The 16,717-nt window shown below is 70.4% G+C and carries 16 protein-coding genes; 8 read left to right on the plus strand and 8 right to left on the minus strand.

Annotated features, from left to right (window positions below; genetic code table 11):
* Positions 1-1,934 (minus strand): tetratricopeptide repeat protein (locus tag ACFWY5_RS56970; RefSeq protein WP_379640242.1); only part of this gene is annotated, 1,934 nt, incomplete at its 3' end.
* 198 nt (positions 1,935-2,132) lie between these two features.
* Between ACFWY5_RS56970 and ACFWY5_RS56975 the strand changes: the two genes are divergently transcribed.
* Together ACFWY5_RS56975 and ACFWY5_RS56980 are read left to right on the plus strand one after the other, a co-directional pair.
* Positions 2,133-2,258: a hypothetical protein gene (locus tag ACFWY5_RS56975; RefSeq protein WP_379640243.1), complete on the plus strand. Its 126-nt coding sequence runs from the start codon at positions 2,133-2,135 to the stop codon at positions 2,256-2,258.
* 768 nt (positions 2,259-3,026) lie between these two features.
* On the plus strand, positions 3,027-3,170 hold the full coding sequence (locus ACFWY5_RS56980) for a hypothetical protein (RefSeq protein ID WP_379640244.1): 144 nt from the start codon (positions 3,027-3,029) through the stop codon (positions 3,168-3,170).
* A gap of 389 nt (positions 3,171-3,559) precedes the next feature.
* On the opposite strand, the gene ACFWY5_RS56985 is transcribed toward ACFWY5_RS56980, so the two are convergent.
* From ACFWY5_RS56985 to ACFWY5_RS57015, 7 genes are all read right to left on the minus strand, one after another.
* Positions 3,560-3,871, minus strand: a complete 312-nt coding sequence (locus ACFWY5_RS56985) for a hypothetical protein (RefSeq protein WP_379640245.1) — start codon at positions 3,869-3,871, stop codon at positions 3,560-3,562.
* A gap of 236 nt (positions 3,872-4,107) precedes the next feature.
* On the minus strand, positions 4,108-4,665 hold the full coding sequence (locus ACFWY5_RS56990) for a DUF4240 domain-containing protein (protein WP_379640246.1): 558 nt from the start codon (positions 4,663-4,665) through the stop codon (positions 4,108-4,110).
* Between the two features lie 205 nt (positions 4,666-4,870).
* The gene (locus ACFWY5_RS56995; protein WP_379640247.1) at positions 4,871-5,767 is read right to left on the minus strand and encodes an MFS transporter; all 897 of its coding nucleotides are present in this window, start codon (positions 5,765-5,767) and stop codon (positions 4,871-4,873) included.
* A gap of 29 nt (positions 5,768-5,796) precedes the next feature.
* Positions 5,797-5,940, minus strand: coding sequence for a hypothetical protein (locus ACFWY5_RS57000; RefSeq protein WP_379640248.1), 144 nt, complete (start codon positions 5,938-5,940; stop codon positions 5,797-5,799).
* A 61-nt stretch (positions 5,941-6,001) separates the two neighbouring features.
* Positions 6,002-6,313: a TraR/DksA family transcriptional regulator gene (locus ACFWY5_RS57005; RefSeq protein ID WP_379640249.1), complete on the minus strand. Its 312-nt coding sequence runs from the start codon at positions 6,311-6,313 to the stop codon at positions 6,002-6,004.
* Between the two features lie 108 nt (positions 6,314-6,421).
* Positions 6,422-6,793: a hypothetical protein gene (locus ACFWY5_RS57010; protein WP_379640250.1), complete on the minus strand. Its 372-nt coding sequence runs from the start codon at positions 6,791-6,793 to the stop codon at positions 6,422-6,424.
* Positions 6,794-6,833: 40 nt separating this feature from the next.
* Complete coding sequence (locus ACFWY5_RS57015) at positions 6,834-9,896, minus strand: chondroitinase family polysaccharide lyase (RefSeq protein ID WP_379640251.1); 3,063 nt, start codon at positions 9,894-9,896, stop codon at positions 6,834-6,836.
* Positions 9,897-10,094: 198 nt separating this feature from the next.
* On the opposite strand from ACFWY5_RS57015, the gene ACFWY5_RS57020 reads away from it, so the two are divergent.
* From ACFWY5_RS57020 to ACFWY5_RS57045, 6 genes are read left to right on the plus strand one after another with little or no spacing between them, the layout of a single operon-like run.
* On the plus strand, positions 10,095-11,390 hold the full coding sequence (locus ACFWY5_RS57020; protein ID WP_379640252.1) for an ABC transporter substrate-binding protein: 1,296 nt from the start codon (positions 10,095-10,097) through the stop codon (positions 11,388-11,390).
* On the plus strand, positions 11,390-12,343 hold the full coding sequence (locus ACFWY5_RS57025; RefSeq protein WP_358059326.1) for a sugar ABC transporter permease: 954 nt from the start codon (positions 11,390-11,392) through the stop codon (positions 12,341-12,343). Before ACFWY5_RS57020 ends, ACFWY5_RS57025 begins: the two co-directional genes overlap by 1 nt.
* A 14-nt stretch (positions 12,344-12,357) precedes the next feature.
* Positions 12,358-13,203 (plus strand): carbohydrate ABC transporter permease, encoded by an 846-nt coding sequence (locus ACFWY5_RS57030; RefSeq protein ID WP_358059329.1) that lies wholly within the window; start codon positions 12,358-12,360, stop codon positions 13,201-13,203.
* Positions 13,200-14,309: a substrate-binding domain-containing protein gene (locus ACFWY5_RS57035; protein WP_379640253.1), complete on the plus strand. Its 1,110-nt coding sequence runs from the start codon at positions 13,200-13,202 to the stop codon at positions 14,307-14,309. Before ACFWY5_RS57030 ends, ACFWY5_RS57035 begins: the two co-directional genes overlap by 4 nt.
* Complete coding sequence (locus ACFWY5_RS57040; RefSeq protein WP_379640254.1) at positions 14,302-15,300, plus strand: Gfo/Idh/MocA family protein; 999 nt, start codon at positions 14,302-14,304, stop codon at positions 15,298-15,300. Before ACFWY5_RS57035 ends, ACFWY5_RS57040 begins: the two co-directional genes overlap by 8 nt.
* A complete protein-coding gene (locus tag ACFWY5_RS57045; protein ID WP_379622593.1) occupies positions 15,287-16,714 on the plus strand; it encodes a sulfatase-like hydrolase/transferase in 1,428 nt (475 codons plus the stop codon). The genes ACFWY5_RS57040 and ACFWY5_RS57045 overlap by 14 nt, the downstream gene beginning before the upstream one ends.
* The last annotated feature ends 3 nt before the right edge of the window (positions 16,715-16,717 follow it).

Consider the following 16,717-nt stretch of genomic DNA (forward strand, 5'->3'; position numbering starts at 1 on the left):
GCGGCGGCTCCGGCCGCGTCCCCTGCCTCACCTCGATAGCCAGCCAGGTTGCTGCGGGTGGTCAGGGTGTGGGGGTGGTCGGGGCCGAGGATGCGCAGCCCATCGGCGAGCAACTCCTCGTAGGCGGCGGCGGCTCCGGCCGCATCCCCCGCGGCACCTCGATAGCCAGCCAGGTTGCTGCGGGTGGCCAGGGTGTCGGGGTGGTCGGGGCCGAGGATGCGCTGGCTGGTGGCGTGCAGGTCGGTGTACGCGCTGATGGCGGCCGCGACTTGGCCAGCGTCACCGAGGCTGCTTCCAGCCCGGAACAGCACGGGCGGGCCTACGCCGCCGCCTTCCCACAGGGCATCGCCAGCGGTCGTGGCCAGCGCGGTGGTGTTGGCGCGCAGGACCTGGGCGAGCTGGTCTCGTTCTATCGCCGGCCACGCGGAGTAGAGAGCGTCGGCGGCGGTGTGCGTGAGCGCGCTGAACAGCTCCGGCCCCTCTGGTGAACCGGCTTGGAGGTTCTCGCGGGTGGCTCGCTGAATGAGCTGGTGGACGCGCGCCTCCCGGTAGCAGGCGCCGCGGTCGTGGTCGAGCAGGCTGAAACGGTGCAGCACGCGCAACGCCTCCTCGACCATGTCCGCGTCCGCCTCAGGCTCGTCACCGGGTGCGGGCGGCGGGCCAGGAAGGTAGGAGGCCAGGTAGTGGCGGGCGGGCTCGCTGGTCAAGACGAGCGCCGGGATCCCGTTCGGGTCGAGCACGCTGGTCAGCCGTAGCAGTGGCCGGGCCAGCCCCGCCGGGCGTGCCCGGTCGGCTTGCTCGATCGACAGCTCCCAGGTGGCGGTGACGATCCGCTGGTGGTTGTCGGGCAACCCGCCGGATTCGGGGACCGTATGGGCCAGGAGCCGTCCGGCCAGCAGCCGCCGGTAGCGGGCGCAGCCGATCTGCTGGTCGAGCATGTACGCGGCGGCCTGCGCCAGCGCCAGCGGCAACCGGCCCAGATCGCCGGCCAGCGCGTCCACCTGCTCCTGGCCTTCGGCCAGGGCACCGAGCTTGTCCTGAAGGTAGGAACGGGCCTCGGCCGGGGTATACAGATCGACCTGCAGGAGGCGGCGTCCCGCCCCGGTCACGGCGGCGTCGCGGCGCCGGGTTGTCACCAGAGAGGTCCCGGCCGGGCACGCGGGCGGCCACAGGTCACGCAGGTCTCCGGGGTCGTGCAGGTCGTCCAGCACCACCAGCCACGAGACGGTGGTGGTCTCCGCCCACACCAGGAACGCCTCCGCGGCCTGGCCGGGGTCCTCCGGCCCGGCCAGGCCGAGCTTGACGGCGGCCTCGGCGTAGGCATCGATCACCGGCGGGCGGGAGGACGCCGACGCCCACACCAGCACCTTGACCCCCTCCGCGCGGGCCCGGCGGGCGTAGGCGGCGGCCAGCTGGGTCTTGCCGACCCCGCCCATCCCGGCCAGCACCTGACACAGCACCACCGTCCCGTCCTCGGCCGCGGCCGCCCGCACCCGGCCGGCGACCTCCCGCTCCTGGAAGCAGTCGGCCTCCTGCGGGACGCGCCCCACCTGGAGCTGCGCCATCGGCTTGGGCGGCTGGCCGTCAGGGTGCTGCGTGGCTGGACGTCCGCCGCGCGCGCGTTCCTTCTTGGCCTGGTCGCGGGTGTCCTTCCACCAGGACGCGGGCGGCGGCACGTAGGACGGGGTGTGGTGGCGGGCCTGGCCGGTCAGGTAGGCGATCAGCCAGGCGGCTACCCGGTCGTCGGCTGGAACGTTCTTGCCCGTGGTCCAGTCGTTCCACGACGAGGACGACACCCGCAGCGACGGTATCTGCGCCTGCGCCTGTCGTTCGATCACCTTCGGGGCCGGTGCGCCCGCGGCCGCGTGCAGCGCCCGGAGCGCCGCCGCCCACCGCTTCGTCGCGCTCTCGGGTTCAGCCCGGTGCTCGTCCACGTCCTATCCCTCGCCTGCGCCAGTCCGGACCGGAACTCTCCGGAAAACACGTGCCTGCCGACATCCCCCGAGCTCTTCTACCTTGCCGCCCCGCCCGCGCGACCGTGCGCGAATGCCGGAAAACCCTCCGGACCGGCTCAATCACGGCGACACCCCGGACGCACCCGGCGCCCGAGTTCATCCCGTGAGGAGACCTCCATGATCGACCGGACCTATCTGCGGCGCCTGATCCGCGCCGCCCTGGCCGCCGCCGTGCGCGGCGCCGCCGCGGCACTGGCCGCCGCTCCCATCACGCTGGCCATCTGGTGGATCACCCACCGCTGACCTGCACCACCGCTCGCGGGCTCCCGTCGTAATGGCGGGAGCCCGTCCCCGGCGCCTGTACCAGCCATCCGACTGAAGCCCCGCGCGCTCCGGCGGCTGGCTGCGGCTCCTGGAGCCGCCAGCAGCACCGGGCACTGTACGGTCGATCTTGTGGGAGGAAAGAGTTCCCCCAAGTAGACCAGCCAGTAGAGCGATGATCTGAAAAGAGATCACCGTTCACTTATGTCGGTGAGTTCTGGCACCACCCGGATGCCCGCCCCGAACGGATTGTCTCTGTCATCGGACTGGAAGCAGGATCAAAGCTCACCACTCATTGGAACCCTCTCCCGGTGCCAGGCTTCTTACAGACCAGGCCACCATGGGCCACGCTTCTTACAGACTGGCCACTAGACAGGCAAAAATCCCTACGTTACGAACATTGCTGGCTTCTCCGCAAAGCCTGCTCCACTTTGAAGCTGGGCGGGCATTCATGCAGGTCATCCTCCGTGGGGGATGCTTCGCGTACTCCCTGGTCATCGGCCGGACGGTGAGCACTTCCGTAGTTTGCGGAAATGTCTCCCGGTGTTCCGGCGGTCGTGGCGTGTACCGTTGGTCCAGGTTTCTTCCCCACCCTCGTCGGTCGCCTTCCGCGGTCGACCGAACGGTGGCCCGGCCGGACGATTTCGTCCGGTCGTCGTCATCCCCCCGCGGGGGGATTGGGGAAGGGAGCACCTCGCCATGACTCGTCGGCGTCACAAGCGGCGCGAGCCAGACAGCCCAGATAGCACGGTGCGGAAGTTGCAGGCGGTGCAAGCCGTCGCGACCGTCGGCCGGTTCGTTCTCGAATCGGGTCGAGCGGTGGTCGATGGTCTGTTCGGTCAGCTCGGGCAGTGGGTGACAAGGCTGTTGAACGGCGAAGGCCCCGGCATCTGACCCTCCACAAGAGGGCTAGAGACCAGGGCCAGCGCTAGGAAGCAACAACCGGAAAGTCCTCGTGCCATCAGGTCGTCCCACCCCGGCACGGGGGCTTTTCGGCGTTCCGGGGTGATCATTCAGACGCTAAATCGTCATTTCACCCTCGCTCAGTTAAGCGGGTCACCGCGCAATCTTCAAGCCAAAACGGTCATCTGGGCAGACTAGAGACCATGACGGACTCTATGTCACTTTGAAGCCAAGAGATGTTGTTGTGTCGTCGGACTCTCATTTGGGCACTCATGGTGCACCTTGCGCAGTTTGTGACCAGCGAGTAGAAGAGCGTGCCTGGTCAACCGCACGAGGGCGCGCGCACGCGATGCTGCCGCCATGGACACCCGGCGGGGCGATCAGTGGTCCGCCGGGCGCGGAGTTTCGGCGGCACCGGCGCGGCTGGCCCGCTCGGCGATGAGGGCCACCTCCAGACAGCACGGGCACGCGGTGGACAGCGCGATGTCCCAGGGGATCGGGTCGCCGGCGAGGCGGCCGTACGGCTGCGCGGTCCTGCCGTGCAGCAGCAGCGCGACCCGCGCGCCGCACAAGGCGTCGTGCCAGCCCATCGGCTCGCGGGCGGTGGCCAGCACCCCGTGATGGTCGCGCTCGGTCTGTACCGCGTTCGGGTCGACTCCGACCCACATCCCCGCCCCGGCCTGCCCGCTCATGCCTGCCACGCTACGCCCGCCCTGTCCGCCGCGCCGCAGATTCGCCCAGGTACCGGCACTCTCAACCTCCGCCCCACCCACTGAGCCGACGCACGATAGTTGTCACCACCGCAGTAACGTGACCAGCGCGGCTACCTCGGGTGCGGCACGCTTGTTGTCACTGATGAGGCGTGGCACCTGTCACTGCGGCTGCATTCCGTAGGCTTTCTGTCACCGGTCTGGGCGAGTGGCTGTGTCTAATCGGGCCATTCTGCCTGGTTGCCAGTGGTCTCCCGGGTGATGCCCGAGCCGGTGTCGGGGAAGTCGCCGAACCTCCTGTTGTGAGCGTGTGCGAAGAGGTAGCAGATCTCTCCGCATTCTGCGTCGTCAATCGCCTTGCCCGGTTCTGCGTCGACCGCTTCGTAGAACTCTTTGCCCATCACGAGAATAAAGCCGCGGGCGTAGAGGAACCCGTCGTCAGAGCCGTCGGTGAAGGAGTGGATGTCCGCGCGATCCACGTTGTAGAGCAGCCGTTCAACGACCCTGTCGAATGTGGTGAGATCTTCCGCCCCAAGTACCTCGGCGTGCTCCTGAAGGTTGCTGACCACAGCATCGAGCGCTTCGTTTACGACCTCGAGCAGAGCCCAGACCTCATCGGGAGTGTCGAAAGGCTCAGCAGTGGGCTCGCGATGCGCCAGGGTCCGCCGAGCCTGGTTCGCCTCGGGACCCTGAAGTTCCCAGACGGCTTCGAGAAGTTCCCAGAAGCGTGCTGTTTCGGCTGGGGTCGGCATGAGGGGGGCCTGAGGTTCGATCATCCCGTGGACTGTAGTCGGCAGGTCAGACGGAATCTCCGGTGCTCACCGCCGTTCCAGCGGCGGAGGCCGTTCCAAGCCGGCAATCGCAGGTGTGACAGAACGCCTGCCTGTTTGACAACTACCGTGCTTCGGCTCACCCACCCGAAGCAAGATCGAAAATCACGACAGAAAGCGTTCAAAGAATCACGCCATCAAGAAATCCAAGTCACACCCAGATAGCGGCCCAGATGCCGGCAATGGCCAGGTTGCCGGCCGTGAGTGGGCTGATCGCGAGCAGCACGGTGCCGCCGGCGAGTGCTCCGACTGCGACCCCGAGTACCGGGCGCTTGTCCACGAGGTGGCCGGCGAAGAAGTTGCCGGCCAGGACTCCGGCACCCCAGACGAACAGAATCATGGTGAGGGCCTGGGGAAACGATCCGGCCGTGGCGTCGGCCGTCACTGCCGCGATGTAGGTGTAGACGGCGTAGTGCCCGGCCATCACCAGCAGCGTCACGACCAAGATGGAGAGCACCTTGGGCTGGCGCAGCGGAGCCAGGCGGGCCATAAGGCTTGTCGCCGGCAGCACGACCTTGGGCAACGCCACCGAGATGCCGATCACGGCAACGACGCCAAGGGCAGCGACCGCCCAGAGCGTGAGGCGCCAGTCGATGCCGCCGATCAAGTTGCCCAGCGGCATGCCCAGCGCGGTGGACAGCGTCAATCCACCGATGACCCACGCCATGGCACGCCCCCGGCGTTCTGGAGGCGTGATCGCGACAGCTGCGCTCGACGCGGTGGCGGTGATGGTGGCCGCCCCGGCCGCTGTGAGAATCCGGGCTAACAGCGCGATCGGGTACGTCGGGCTGAGTGCGGTGACGACGTTGCCGGCGACGAACACGATCAGCGCCAGCCGCAAGACCTTGCGACGATCCAGTGGGCTCAGCAGCCAGCTCAGAATCGGCGCCGCGAGAGCGAGAGTCAGCGCGAACACGGTCACCAGCTGGCCGGCGGCCGGGACGCTGACCTCGAGGTCGGCGGCGATGGACGGCAGGAGGCCGGCCATCACGAACGCGTCGGTGCCGACCGCGAAGGTGGCCAGCGCCAGCGGCAGCAACGCTCTCACGAGGGGTCCGGGTCACCCCGTGACCGGCCTCAGCTTGCCGGCGGGACGGTCGTGGACACGTACGGGTGGCGGGCCAGCTCGGCGAACGCCGCCAGCCGCCCGAGGAGGTGCCGGAGCGGGTGTCGCCGGGGCAGCGCGTGGTCGCCGCCCCGGCGCACGGTCAGGCGGCGCACCGCCTCTCTTCCGCGCCCGAGCCCGAAGGCGCCTGGCACGAGGGGCGCGGGCAGGACACCGTCAGCGCATCTCGTTGCGGAGCTGGCAGGTCATGCAGAACCGGGCCAGCGGCCTGATCTTCAGCCGGTCGAAGGGCACCTGCGCTCCGCAGTCGAGGCACACCCCGTAGGTGCCGTCGGCCAGCCGCTGCAGGCTCTGTCCGATCTCCGCGATGATCCGGTCGGTCGCGGCGAGGTCGGCAAGGGCTGTCTGCCGGTCTGCGCCCTCGTACTCCATCTGGGCCTTGAGGTCGTCGAGCTGGGAGGTGCGCCACATCAGCTGAGCCTGGAGCTCCTGGTGGATGTTCTGACGTTGTACGTCGCTGAGCGTCATGGTGGTGAGTCCTTTCGGAACCGCACGCGCGGCAGTGCCGCGGCGGGTGCGGTGATGTTTCGACGGCGAAGAGGGCGTCAGGCTCGCCGGCCTGTGAAGGGAGGTCGGTTACGCCGTCGGCGGGCTGCGCGAGCCGGTCGTGCGATGCCCGGACTGCTGCGGGCTGCGGATCGTGTCACGGTCGGGCCAGGCCGACGCCGGGAGCGCGGGCGGGTTCGCCGGAGCGGTGGCCAGCGGGTGACGCGGCGGCCAGGGCCGCGGGAGGTGTTCGGGACCGCCCGGGGGCAGCGGCGGCGTCGAGGACTGGGAGACCCAGGCGCCCGGCGCCCAGACGTCGACGGTCGCGTCGGAGGAGCGGTGACCGGGGTCGCTGCCGTACCAGGCGGGGGTGGCGGCGACCAGCATCAGGGCGAACAGCAGCAGGCCCGCCACCCCGAGAAGGGTGGCGGGCCCGTGCGTGCTCCGCCCCGGGGTCGCCATACGGCAGACCATAGCCCAGCCCCGGTGAAAGGGCACATAGTCACGCGGGCGTGAGGCGTACCTGCAGGGGGCGTCCGTCGACGGTCTCGAAGGTGATGATCGTGCGGTCGCCGTGCGCGCGGGTGGTGCAGGGCTGGTCGTCGTCCGCGCGCCACCGGCCCGCCACGGTGACCCGCAGCAGGTGGGGGTGGCTCGCGCTGGTCAGCCACCGCCGCGACCACGGGCTGTAGTGGCCGACGTAGCGCCCGCGCTCGTACTGGTCGTGGTCGATCCCGGAGTAGAGCCGCAGGTCGGGGTCGCTCACGGCGACCACCAGCGCCTCGCCGTCGCGGCGGGTGAGCAGCAGCGCCGGGGTGTCGACGCGGCGGATCACTCCGTCCAGGTCGGCCGGCTCGAAGACGGCGTAGCCGGTGATCCCGCTCTGCCGGTCGGTGACGACGTGGGCGCGGTTGTCGGCCCGCTCCACCGTGTACGGCGCCCGCCCCGCCTCCGCCATCCCGGCGGCGAACGCGGCCATCCCCTCGGCGGTCGCGCCGACGACCATGGCGTACTGGTAGGCCCCCTGCCGGGGCGCGGTCCCATGTTTGATCCAGGCGGTGGAGAAGTCGCCGGCGGTGGCCGCCTCGGTTGCGTTGTGCCGGGAGGACTGGGTACCGCGCGACAGCCCGACCCGCTGGCCGGGCGGCAGGTAGTAGCCGATCCCCTTGTCGTCCAGCAGCCACCGCGCCCCCGTCTCGGCGGCCGGATGCGGGTACGGCAGCGCGGTCCCGTCGGCCAGCACGTCGCCCACGTGCCGGGTCTGGAAGAGCGTGGTCTCGGTCTCGTGGACCGCGTCGTCGTTGGTGATGCCGGTGCCGAGCGCGACCACTCGCTCGTCGAACAGGAACACCGACTTGCGGGCCCGGTGCGAGCCCTCGTACTTGGGATGCTCGCGCAGGTCCATGGCGAACAGGCCGTGCTTGTCGTCGATGCTGCACGAACCGGCGAAACGCGAGTCGGTCAGCAGCATCTCCTCGATCGCCCCGGTGAGATCCCCGCGGAGCTGGTCGAGCGGCTTGTGGATGGTGGTGGTGCCGGGCCGCCGGTTCCAGTCGTAGCCGTTGTGCGCGTAGCCGCTGTCCAGGTTGGTCACCGGGTCTCCGCGGTGCAGCACCTGGATCTGGCCGTAGGTGTTGTAGCGGCCGTACCAGTTCGCGCCGACGTAGATCTCGGTGCTCCACAGGTAGCGGTTGTGCCCGCGCACGCTGACCTGCCAGTCGCCCCGCCGGTGCACGTTCAGCGCGGCGTAGTTGAGTGTCCAGTTGCCGGTCGGCGACGCCTCCGCGGTGATGCCGCGCGCGGCCAGCCGGGCGGCCAGCGCCTTCTGCGCGCCGCTGGGGGAGGCGGGCAGCAGTCGCAGGAACGCCGCCGCCAGTTCCGGGTCGGGCTCCCCGGCGGCGTCGACGGCCAGCCACTGGTACGGCACGACGGACAGGGCGGTGGTCCCGATCGGGTTGCGCCCGCTGATCGAGATCGGCCAGTGGTTCTTGTTGGCGTAGACGCGCATGGTGAGCAGCGCTTTCTTCAGCCACCCGTACGCCTCGGCGGACAGGGCGAAGGCGCCGCCGCTCATCACGTGCACGATCGGGGCCAGCCCGCCGAACCCGTCGCGGACGTAGTCGGGGAAGAAGCCGACGTGATGGAAGGCCGTCCCGTCGACCTTGAGCCCGTCCTGGATGCCGGTCGTCGGCAGCAGCGACTCGCTCAGCCAGTCGCGCAGCACCCGCAGGTAGGCGACCTGTTCGGCTTCGGTGTCGCGCAGCAACACGGCGGCCAGCATGCCGCGCGCGGTGGTGTTGTGGATGTCCATCGTGCTGCCGTGCGCCATCCGGTGCTTCCAGCCGCGGAAGATCCGGCCCAGCCCGGTCAGCCAGTCCAGGTCGGCGCGGATCTCCTCCAGCATCCCGGCCTCGCGAAGCGCCTCGCGCATCAGGTACACCGAGTCGTAGTAGCCGCGCGCGTCGTAGCCGAGGTGGTGGATGGTGCCCTGGCAGCTTCCCCTGGTCCAGCCCTGCTCGCGCAGGTGGCCGACGATCCTCAGGTACAGCGCCGCCAGCGCGGGCCGGTCGGCGGGGGCGGCCTGGTGGGCCTGGGCGACGCTCTTCATCAGGTCGGTGCAGACGCGCAGGGTGACCGGGTTGACGAACGCCTTGAGCTCGGCGGCGATCTCCACCGGGTAGATCTGCGACTGGTAGGAGTGCACCGGGCGGCCCATCAGCGCCTCGGTCTGCGCGGTGAGCGCGGCCACGTCCACCTTGACCGGCGCGATCAGGTAGCCGTCGTGGTAGCGGGTGTGCAGCGTCCGCAGCGAGGCGGTCTCCTCCGCCGTGGGCGGGGCCGGGTCCGGTTCCGCCTCGGACAGGAGCTTGTCGAACAGGTAGAGCGCCTGCCAGTGCTGGTTGTCGTAGTCCGGGCCCTCCTTGGCGATGTCGGGCACCTGCGCGTCGCTGCACGGCGCGTCCGGCCGCAGCGGCACGTTGAGCATCAACTGGTCGAGGTGCAAGACTCCCGCCCGCTTGGGGGCCACGATGCGCAGCGTGTCCATGTCCCGGTGCGGGCGGCCGTGCATGTCGTAGGCGTAGCGCACCCACGCCGTCCGCCAGCCGGTGAAGCCGAGCCTGAACTCGAACCAGGCGTCGGTCCGTTCGCCGCGCCCGAACTCGAAGCGGACCACGTCGTCGACGGGTGTCTCGTTGTGGATCCACACCGCGAACGCGTCCACCAGTCCTTGCCAGGCCTGGTCGTCTCCCGGCCGGTAGGGGTCGGGGGCCCAGCGCAGCGGCGCCTTCACGGTGATCGTCGAGCGCTTGCCGTACTCCCAGCGCAGTGATCGGGTGCCGCACACCGCCACCTGTTCGCTGATCGTCAGCGTCGAGCCGCGGCCCGCGGTGAAGTGCGACGGCACGGCGGACTCCAGCAGGAACACGGGCGGCCGCATGGCCATCGCCCGCTGCTCCAGGTCGCCGTCGACCACGGCGCCCGCCCGCCCAGGCGGCAGCAGTACGGCTCCCGCGACTCCCGCCGCCCCCGCCATGAGCGCGGTCCTACGAGTGATCTCCGGCATGCGGCCTCCCTCGGCTCGGTTGGCCGTATCCAACGGGACGACTAAGGGATGAATAAAGAAGTAATCCCGAGCAGTTCCACGGCCAGGTGGCAACATCTGCGCAGGTCCACGAATTCATCCCTAATTCATGGTGTTGACTCTGTAATGAACTGGCGAGCAGGATGACCGAAACCCCTCCCCACCCTCCCGGAGTGTTCGATGAACGCATCCCTGCTGAAAACCGTGACCGCGGTGGGCGCGCTCGCCCTCGGCCTCGCGGCCTGCGGCGGCTCGTCCAAGGAGGCCGCCGACGAGCTCGTCTACTGGTCCATGTGGAAGGCCGGCGAACCCCAGGCCAAGGTGCTGGAGTCGGCGATCGCCTCGTTCACCAAGGAAACGGGCGTCAAGGTCAAGGTCGAATGGAAGGGCCGCGACGTCGCCAAGCAGCTCGCCCCGACCCTCAACACCAGGAACGTGCCCGCCGACCTGGTCGACTCCGCCGACCGGTTCGTCAAGTCCACCTTCGTCGCCACCGGGCAGGGACGCGACCTGACCGGCGTGTACGCGCGGGAGATCCCCGGGGAGACAGGCAAGAAGGTCGGGGACGTCATCGACCAGAAGTACCGGGACTACGCCGCCCAGGACGGGAAGGCGTGGCTGGTGCCGTACGAGGTGCTGGCCGAGCAGATCTGGTACGACGGCAACGCCCTCAAGGACGTGGCCGCCGCGCCGCCGCAGAACTGGGCGGATTTCATCGCCCTGCTGGACAAGCGCAAGGCCGCGCGCGGCGGAGGACCGCTGGCGCTGGACGCCGACATCGCCGACTACTCCGCCTTCTGGACCTACCACGCGGTGCTGCGCGACCTCGGTCCCGGCGCGTTCGGTGCCGCCGCCACCGACAAGACGGGCGCGAAGTTCGACGACCCCGCGTTCGTGACCGCGATCCAGAAGATCGAGCAGATCGTCAAGGGCGGCTACTTCGTCAAGGGCTACGACGGCAGCAAGTTCCCCGCCATCCAGCAGAAGTGGGCCGGTGGCGACGCCGACTTCCTGCTGCTGGGCACGTTCGCGCCGAGTGAGACCAAGCCGTCGGCCAAGGAGGGCTTCGAGTACCGCTCCTTCCCCTTCCCCAAGGGCGCCACCGGGCAGCAGACCCAGGAGATCTCGCTGATCGGCTTCGCCATCCCGGCCCAGGCCCGAAACGCCGACGCGGCGGAACGCTTCATCGCCCACTTCATGAACAAGGACCGCCTGTCCAAGATCGCCTCGGAGGCGAACAACATCACCCCGCGCGCCGACATCGACGTGCCCGCCGTCCTCGCCGACGTCAAGAAGACGCTGGACACCGCCGAGACGCACGCCGCGCTCGACGGGGTGAAGATGGACCACGCCGACTGGTACACCAAGGTCTTCCAGCCGGCGAACACCGAACTGATCACCGGGAAGCTCTCCGCGGCCGAGTTCGTCGCCAAGCTCAAGAGCACCTCCGTCGACTTCTGGAAGCTCAACGCCTGATGACCGCCACCGCAGTCAGGCAACCCAAGGCCACCGGTCCCGCGCCCGCCGCCCCCGCCGAGCGGACCAGTCCGCTCGCCCGGCGGCGGCGCCGCCTGTTCTGGCCGTTCGTCGCGCCCGCGCTCGTCCTGTACGTCGTCTTCTACATCCTGCCCACCCTCGCCACCGCCTGGATCAGCCTGAACACCTGGGCGGGCGCGGGCCCGATGGAGTTCGCCGGGATCGACAACTACCGGCGGCTGCTGCTCGACCCGATCTTCCACGACTCCTTCCTGAACACGCTGACCATCCTGTTCGTGGTCGGCGGCGCCACCTTCGCGCTCAGCTTCCTGCTGACGATCATCCTGCGCGAGATGGCGGGCCGTAAGGCGGTCCGGGCGATCATCTTCTTCCCCAACATCGTCTCCGGCGTCGTGCTGTCGATCCTGTGGGGCTTCCTGTTCCAGGCCGAAGGCGTCGTCAACCAGGCGCTGCGCGCCTTCGGCGTGGACCAGCCACCCAACTGGCTCGGCACCGAGAACCTCTTCACCGTCATCATGATCGGCCTGGTCTGGGTGCAGACCGGCTTCTTCACCACGATCCTGATGGCCGCCGTCGACCGCATCCCCAAGGACCTGTACGAGGCGTGCGACCTGGAGGGCGCCAACGCCTGGCAGCGCTTCAGGCACGTGACCTTCCCGCTGATGTGGGACGTCGTCGGAGTCTGCGCGGTGCTCTGGAGCATCAGCGCGATCAAGATCTTCGAGTTCATCTACGCGTTCGCCGGAGCCGCCGGGCAGCTCCCCCCGACCAAGGTCTGGAACACCGCGCTGTACGCCTACGCCGAGGCCTTCTCCAGCGGCGTACCCAAGTACGGCTCCGCAGCCGCCACCGGCATGGTCATGCTCGCCCTGGTCGGCGTGCTGGTCGTGGTCCTGCGCCGGCTGTTCCGCCGCGACACGGTCCAGTTCTGAAAGCAGGCCCCCCGATGAACGCACTCCGCCGGCTCCCCGGCCCGGCCAAGCTGCTCGGATCGCCCTTCGCCTGGCTGTTCGCCCTGTTCAGCGTGGCCGTCGCGGTCTGGATGCTGCTGACCTCGCTCAAGTCCACCCGCGACATCTTCGCCGCCCCCTGGGCGCTGCCCACCGACCCCCACTGGGACAACTACTCGCGCGCCTGGACGGCCAGCGACTTCGGCGGCGCCACGGTCAACACGCTTCTGCTGACCGTCGGCACCGCCGTGGCCACCATCGCGCTGGCCGCCCCCGCCGCCTACGCCCTGAGCCGCATCCTGACCCGCTGGAACAGCGGCATCACCGCCTTCTTCGCCCTCGGCCTCGGCATCCCGTCCCAGGTCATCGTGCTGCCGCTGTACGTCATGATGAACCAGCTCTACCTGGTGGACAGCCTCACCGGCCTCTGGATCCTCTACGTCGCCACCTCCATGCCGTTCACCGTCTTCTTCCTCACCGGCTTCTTCGGCTCGCTGCCCAAGGAACTGGAGGAGGCGGCGGCCCTCGACGGGGCGACGCCCAACCGCACCTTCTGGCAGATCATGCTGCCGCTCGCGCGCAGCGGCATCATCACCGCGATGATCCTCAACATCATCCAGCACTGGGGTGAGACCCTGTTCGGGTTGATCTTCCTGCAGAGCGAGGAGAACGCCACCCTCTCCCTCGCCCTGCTCGGCTTCCTGCAGCGCATGCAGTACAACGGAGCCGACTGGGGCGGCCTGTTCGCCGGAGTCTGCACGGTTGTGCTGCCCGTTCTCGCCTGCTACGTCTGGCTGGGCAGAAGGATCATCGAGGGCATGACCCTGGGATCGGTGAAATGAGGACGGACGTCGTGCACGTGGCTCGTGAGCTCAAGTTCCAGCGGCTGGCCGCCGAACTGCGCGCGGAGATCCGCTCCGGCGTCTGGCCCACCGGCGCGAAACTGCCCACCGAGCAGGAGCTCGCCCGCACCCACGAGGTCAGCCTCACCACCGTCCGGCGGGCGGTCGACGAGCTCGTCGGCGAGGGCCTGGTGATCAGGCGGCAGGGCGCGGGCACCTTCGTCGTCGAGCACGCCTCCGCCGTCAGAGGCGAGGCGGCGCTGGTCGGCGTCATCGTCCCCGACACCACGCTGTACTACCCGCGCGTGCTCGAAGGCATCGAGGAGACGCTCACCGGCGCGGGCGCCAGGCTGCTGCTGGCCTGCTCCCGCTACGAGCCGACCGAGGAGGAGGCGGCGCTGCGCCGCATGCTCGACTCCGGCGTCGACGGCCTGCTGGTCGTGCCCACCCTCATCGGCCGGGGCGATCCGGCGGCCGTGGTCGGCAGGCTCACCGCGCTGCCCGTGCCGGTCGTGCTGATGGAACGCGGCCTCGACGACGGCGACGACCCCAGCGAGCACGTCCGCACCGACCACGAGGCCGGCGGCCACCTGGCCGTACGCCACCTCGCCGCCCTCGGCCACACCCGCCTGGCCCTGCTCACCCGGTCGGGCAACCCGACCGCCGCACCCGTCACCAGAGGGTTCACCGCCGCGGTCGCCGCGCTCGGGCTGGGCGCCGCCGAGCCGTTCGCCGCGCCGCAGAGCGAGTGGAACCCCCGCGTCGCCGACGAGCACGTGCGGCGGATCACCGCCGACGGCGTCACCGCGGTCGTCTGCTTCGGCGACCGCGAGGCCACCTTCGTCGCCTCGGCCGCCCGGCGGCTCGGCCTCGACGTACCCGGCGACCTGGCGATCGTCGCCTACGACGACGAGATCGCCGACCTGGCGGAGATCCCGCTCACCGCGGTCTCCCCGCCCAAGCGCCACCTCGGCCGCCAAGCGGCCGAGCTTCTGCTACGCCGCCTGCGCGAACCCGGCCTGCCCCACCACCAGGTACGGCTTCGCCCCGGCATCGTCGTGCGCCGCTCCTGCGGCGCCTCCTCGGGGGAGACCACCATTGACTGAACTCCGTCTCGGACTGGTCGGCGCGGGCGCCGTCGGCGTCCTGCACGCCGAGGCCGCGACCGCCGTGCCCGGAGTCCGGGTGAGCGCCGTCTGCGACCCGAACCTGGACGCGGCCCACCGCCTGGCCGCCCCGCACGGCGCCCGCGTACACGCCACCCACCACGACCTGATCGCCTCCAGCGAGGTGGACGCGGTCCTCGTCAACACCCCGCACGCGCTGCACACCGCGATCGTCCGCGACGCGGCGGCGGCGGGCCTGCACGTGCTCGTCGAGAAGCCGATGGCCACCACGCTCGCCGACACCGACCTGATGATCGACGCCTGCGCCCGCGCCGGGGTACGTCTGGCCGTCGGCCACATCCAGCGCTTCCTGCCCGCCAAGGCCGCCGCGATGGCCGCCCTCGCCGACGGCGAGATCGGCGAGCCGCTGCTGCTCTCCGACCGGCGCGGCTCCGACTACCGCCCCGGCTCGCGGCCCGCCTGGTTCCTCGACCCGGCCGTCTCCGGCGGCGGCGTGCTGATCAACATCGGCGCGCACTGCGTGGACCGGCTCCTCTGGCTGACCGGCCGCCGAGCCGAACAGGTCGAGGCCACCGTCCACGGCTCGCCCATCGAGACCGACGCCCTGGTACGGCTCTCGCTCACCGGCGGCCTCACCGCCCAGATCACGGTGACCAGCACCGGCCCGCCCCCCGCGCACGACGAACTCACCGTCGTCGGCGAGCGCGGCACCCTCGTCGTCTCCGCCTCGGCCGGCGCCGCCCTGCACCGCGACGGCACCACCACCTGGCTGCACCGGACCGCCCCCGGCGACATCGCCGCCGCCTTCGCCGCCCAGCTCACCGACTTCGCGCACGCCGTACGGCACGGCGTCGAACCCGCCGTGACCGGCGCGCACGGGCGGCACGTCGTGCAGGTCGTGCTGGCCGCCTACGCGTCGGCCGCCGCCGGCGGCCCGGTCGCCCCGGAGGTGCTCGTTGGCCAGCCGTGACCCGCTCCGGCCCAACGTCCTGTTCATCCTCAGCGACGACCAGGGGCCGTGGGCGCTCGGCTGCGCGGGCAACCCCGAGATCAGCACACCCCACCTCGACGCGCTGGCCGCCGAGGGGGTGCGGCTGCCGAACTTCTTCTGCGCGTCCCCCGTCTGCTCGCCCGCCCGCGCCTCGCTGTTCAGCGGAGAGATCCCGTCGCGGCACGGCGTGCACGACTGGATCAGCCGGGGGCACGCGGGGCCGGACGGGGTGGACTTCCTGGCCGGGCGGCGGCTGTTCACCGACGACCTGCACGAGGCCGGGTACCGTCTCGGGCTGGTCGGCAAGTGGCACCTGGGAGCCAACGACCGGCCCAGACCGGGGTTCGTGCGATGGCTGGCGCATGAGAGCGGCGGCGGGCCGTACCGCGACGCCGTGCTCTACGACCAGGGCGTCCGGCGGGACGAGCCCGGCTACCTGACCGACGTGTTCACCGACGAGGCGTGCGCGTTCCTGCGCGCGGAGGCGGAACAGGACGCGCCGTTCTACCTGTCGCTGCACTACACCGCGCCGCACAAGCCGTGGCAGGGGCAGCATCCCGCCGAGTTCGAGGCGCTCTACGACGGGTGCGCGTTCGAGTCGTGCCCGCAGGGGGAGCCGCACCCCTGGCAGAAGTACGACTCCCGCGGGGCTCCCGTCGGCGGCGAGCCGGACCCGCGGGCGGCGCTGACCGGCTACTTCGCGGCGGTGTCGGCGATGGACGCCGGGATCGGGCGGGTGCTGGCCACGCTGTCCTCGCTCGGCCTCACCTCCTCCACGCTGGTGATCTTCACCAGCGACAACGGCTTCAACTGCGGGCACCACGGGATCTGGGGGAAGGGCAACGGGACATTCCCGCAGAACATGTACGACAGCTCGGTCAAGGTGCCGGCGATCGTCAGCCAGCCGGGGCGGGTGCCCGGAGGGCGGGTGTGCGAGTCCCTGCTGTCGGCCTACGACATGCGGCCCACGCTGCTCGACCACCTCGGCCTTGGCGGCGACGATCCTGAGCTGCCCGGCCGGTCGTTCGCCGGGGTGCTCGCGGGTTCTCCCGGGGACCCGGACGCGTCGGTGGTGGTCTTCGACGAGTACGGCCCGGTCCGCATGATCCGGACCAGCCGCTGGAAGTACGTGCACCGCTACCCGTACGGTCCCCACGAGCTCTACGACCTGGCCGCGGACCCGGGCGAGGAGCGCAACCTGGCCGGGACGCACGCCGTACAGGATGAGCTCGCGGCGCGGATGGACGCCTGGTTCGCCGCCTACACCGACCCGGCGGCCGACGGGCGGGCGCTGCCCGTGACGGGTGCGGGGCAGACCGCCCCCGGTGCGGCGGGAACGGCGGCCTTCGAGCCGCCACCGTTCCCGGTGGTCCCGCACTACGGGAGTGTGTAGCCC

It is taken from the genome of Nonomuraea sp. NPDC059007, assembly GCF_042740555.1.
GTDB lineage: Bacteria > Actinomycetota > Actinomycetes > Streptosporangiales > Streptosporangiaceae > Nonomuraea.

Excerpts from the sequence above, each read along its gene's own strand:
- ACFWY5_RS56975 (WP_379640243.1), top strand. The coding sequence starts at position 2,133 with ATGATCGACCGGACCTATCTGCGGCGCCTGATCCGCGCCGCCCTGGCC.
- ACFWY5_RS56985 (WP_379640245.1), bottom strand. The coding sequence starts at position 3,871 with ATGAGCGGGCAGGCCGGGGCGGGGATGTGGGTCGGAGTCGACCCGAAC.
- ACFWY5_RS56990 (WP_379640246.1), bottom strand. The coding sequence starts at position 4,665 with ATGATCGAACCTCAGGCCCCCCTCATGCCGACCCCAGCCGAAACAGCA.
- ACFWY5_RS57005 (WP_379640249.1), bottom strand. The coding sequence starts at position 6,313 with ATGACGCTCAGCGACGTACAACGTCAGAACATCCACCAGGAGCTCCAG.
- ACFWY5_RS57010 (WP_379640250.1), bottom strand. The coding sequence starts at position 6,793 with ATGGCGACCCCGGGGCGGAGCACGCACGGGCCCGCCACCCTTCTCGGG.
- ACFWY5_RS57015 (WP_379640251.1), bottom strand. The coding sequence starts at position 9,896 with ATGCCGGAGATCACTCGTAGGACCGCGCTCATGGCGGGGGCGGCGGGA.
- ACFWY5_RS57020 (WP_379640252.1), top strand. The coding sequence starts at position 10,095 with ATGAACGCATCCCTGCTGAAAACCGTGACCGCGGTGGGCGCGCTCGCC.
- ACFWY5_RS57025 (WP_358059326.1), top strand. The coding sequence starts at position 11,390 with ATGACCGCCACCGCAGTCAGGCAACCCAAGGCCACCGGTCCCGCGCCC.
- ACFWY5_RS57030 (WP_358059329.1), top strand. The coding sequence starts at position 12,358 with ATGAACGCACTCCGCCGGCTCCCCGGCCCGGCCAAGCTGCTCGGATCG.
- ACFWY5_RS57035 (WP_379640253.1), top strand. The coding sequence starts at position 13,200 with ATGAGGACGGACGTCGTGCACGTGGCTCGTGAGCTCAAGTTCCAGCGG.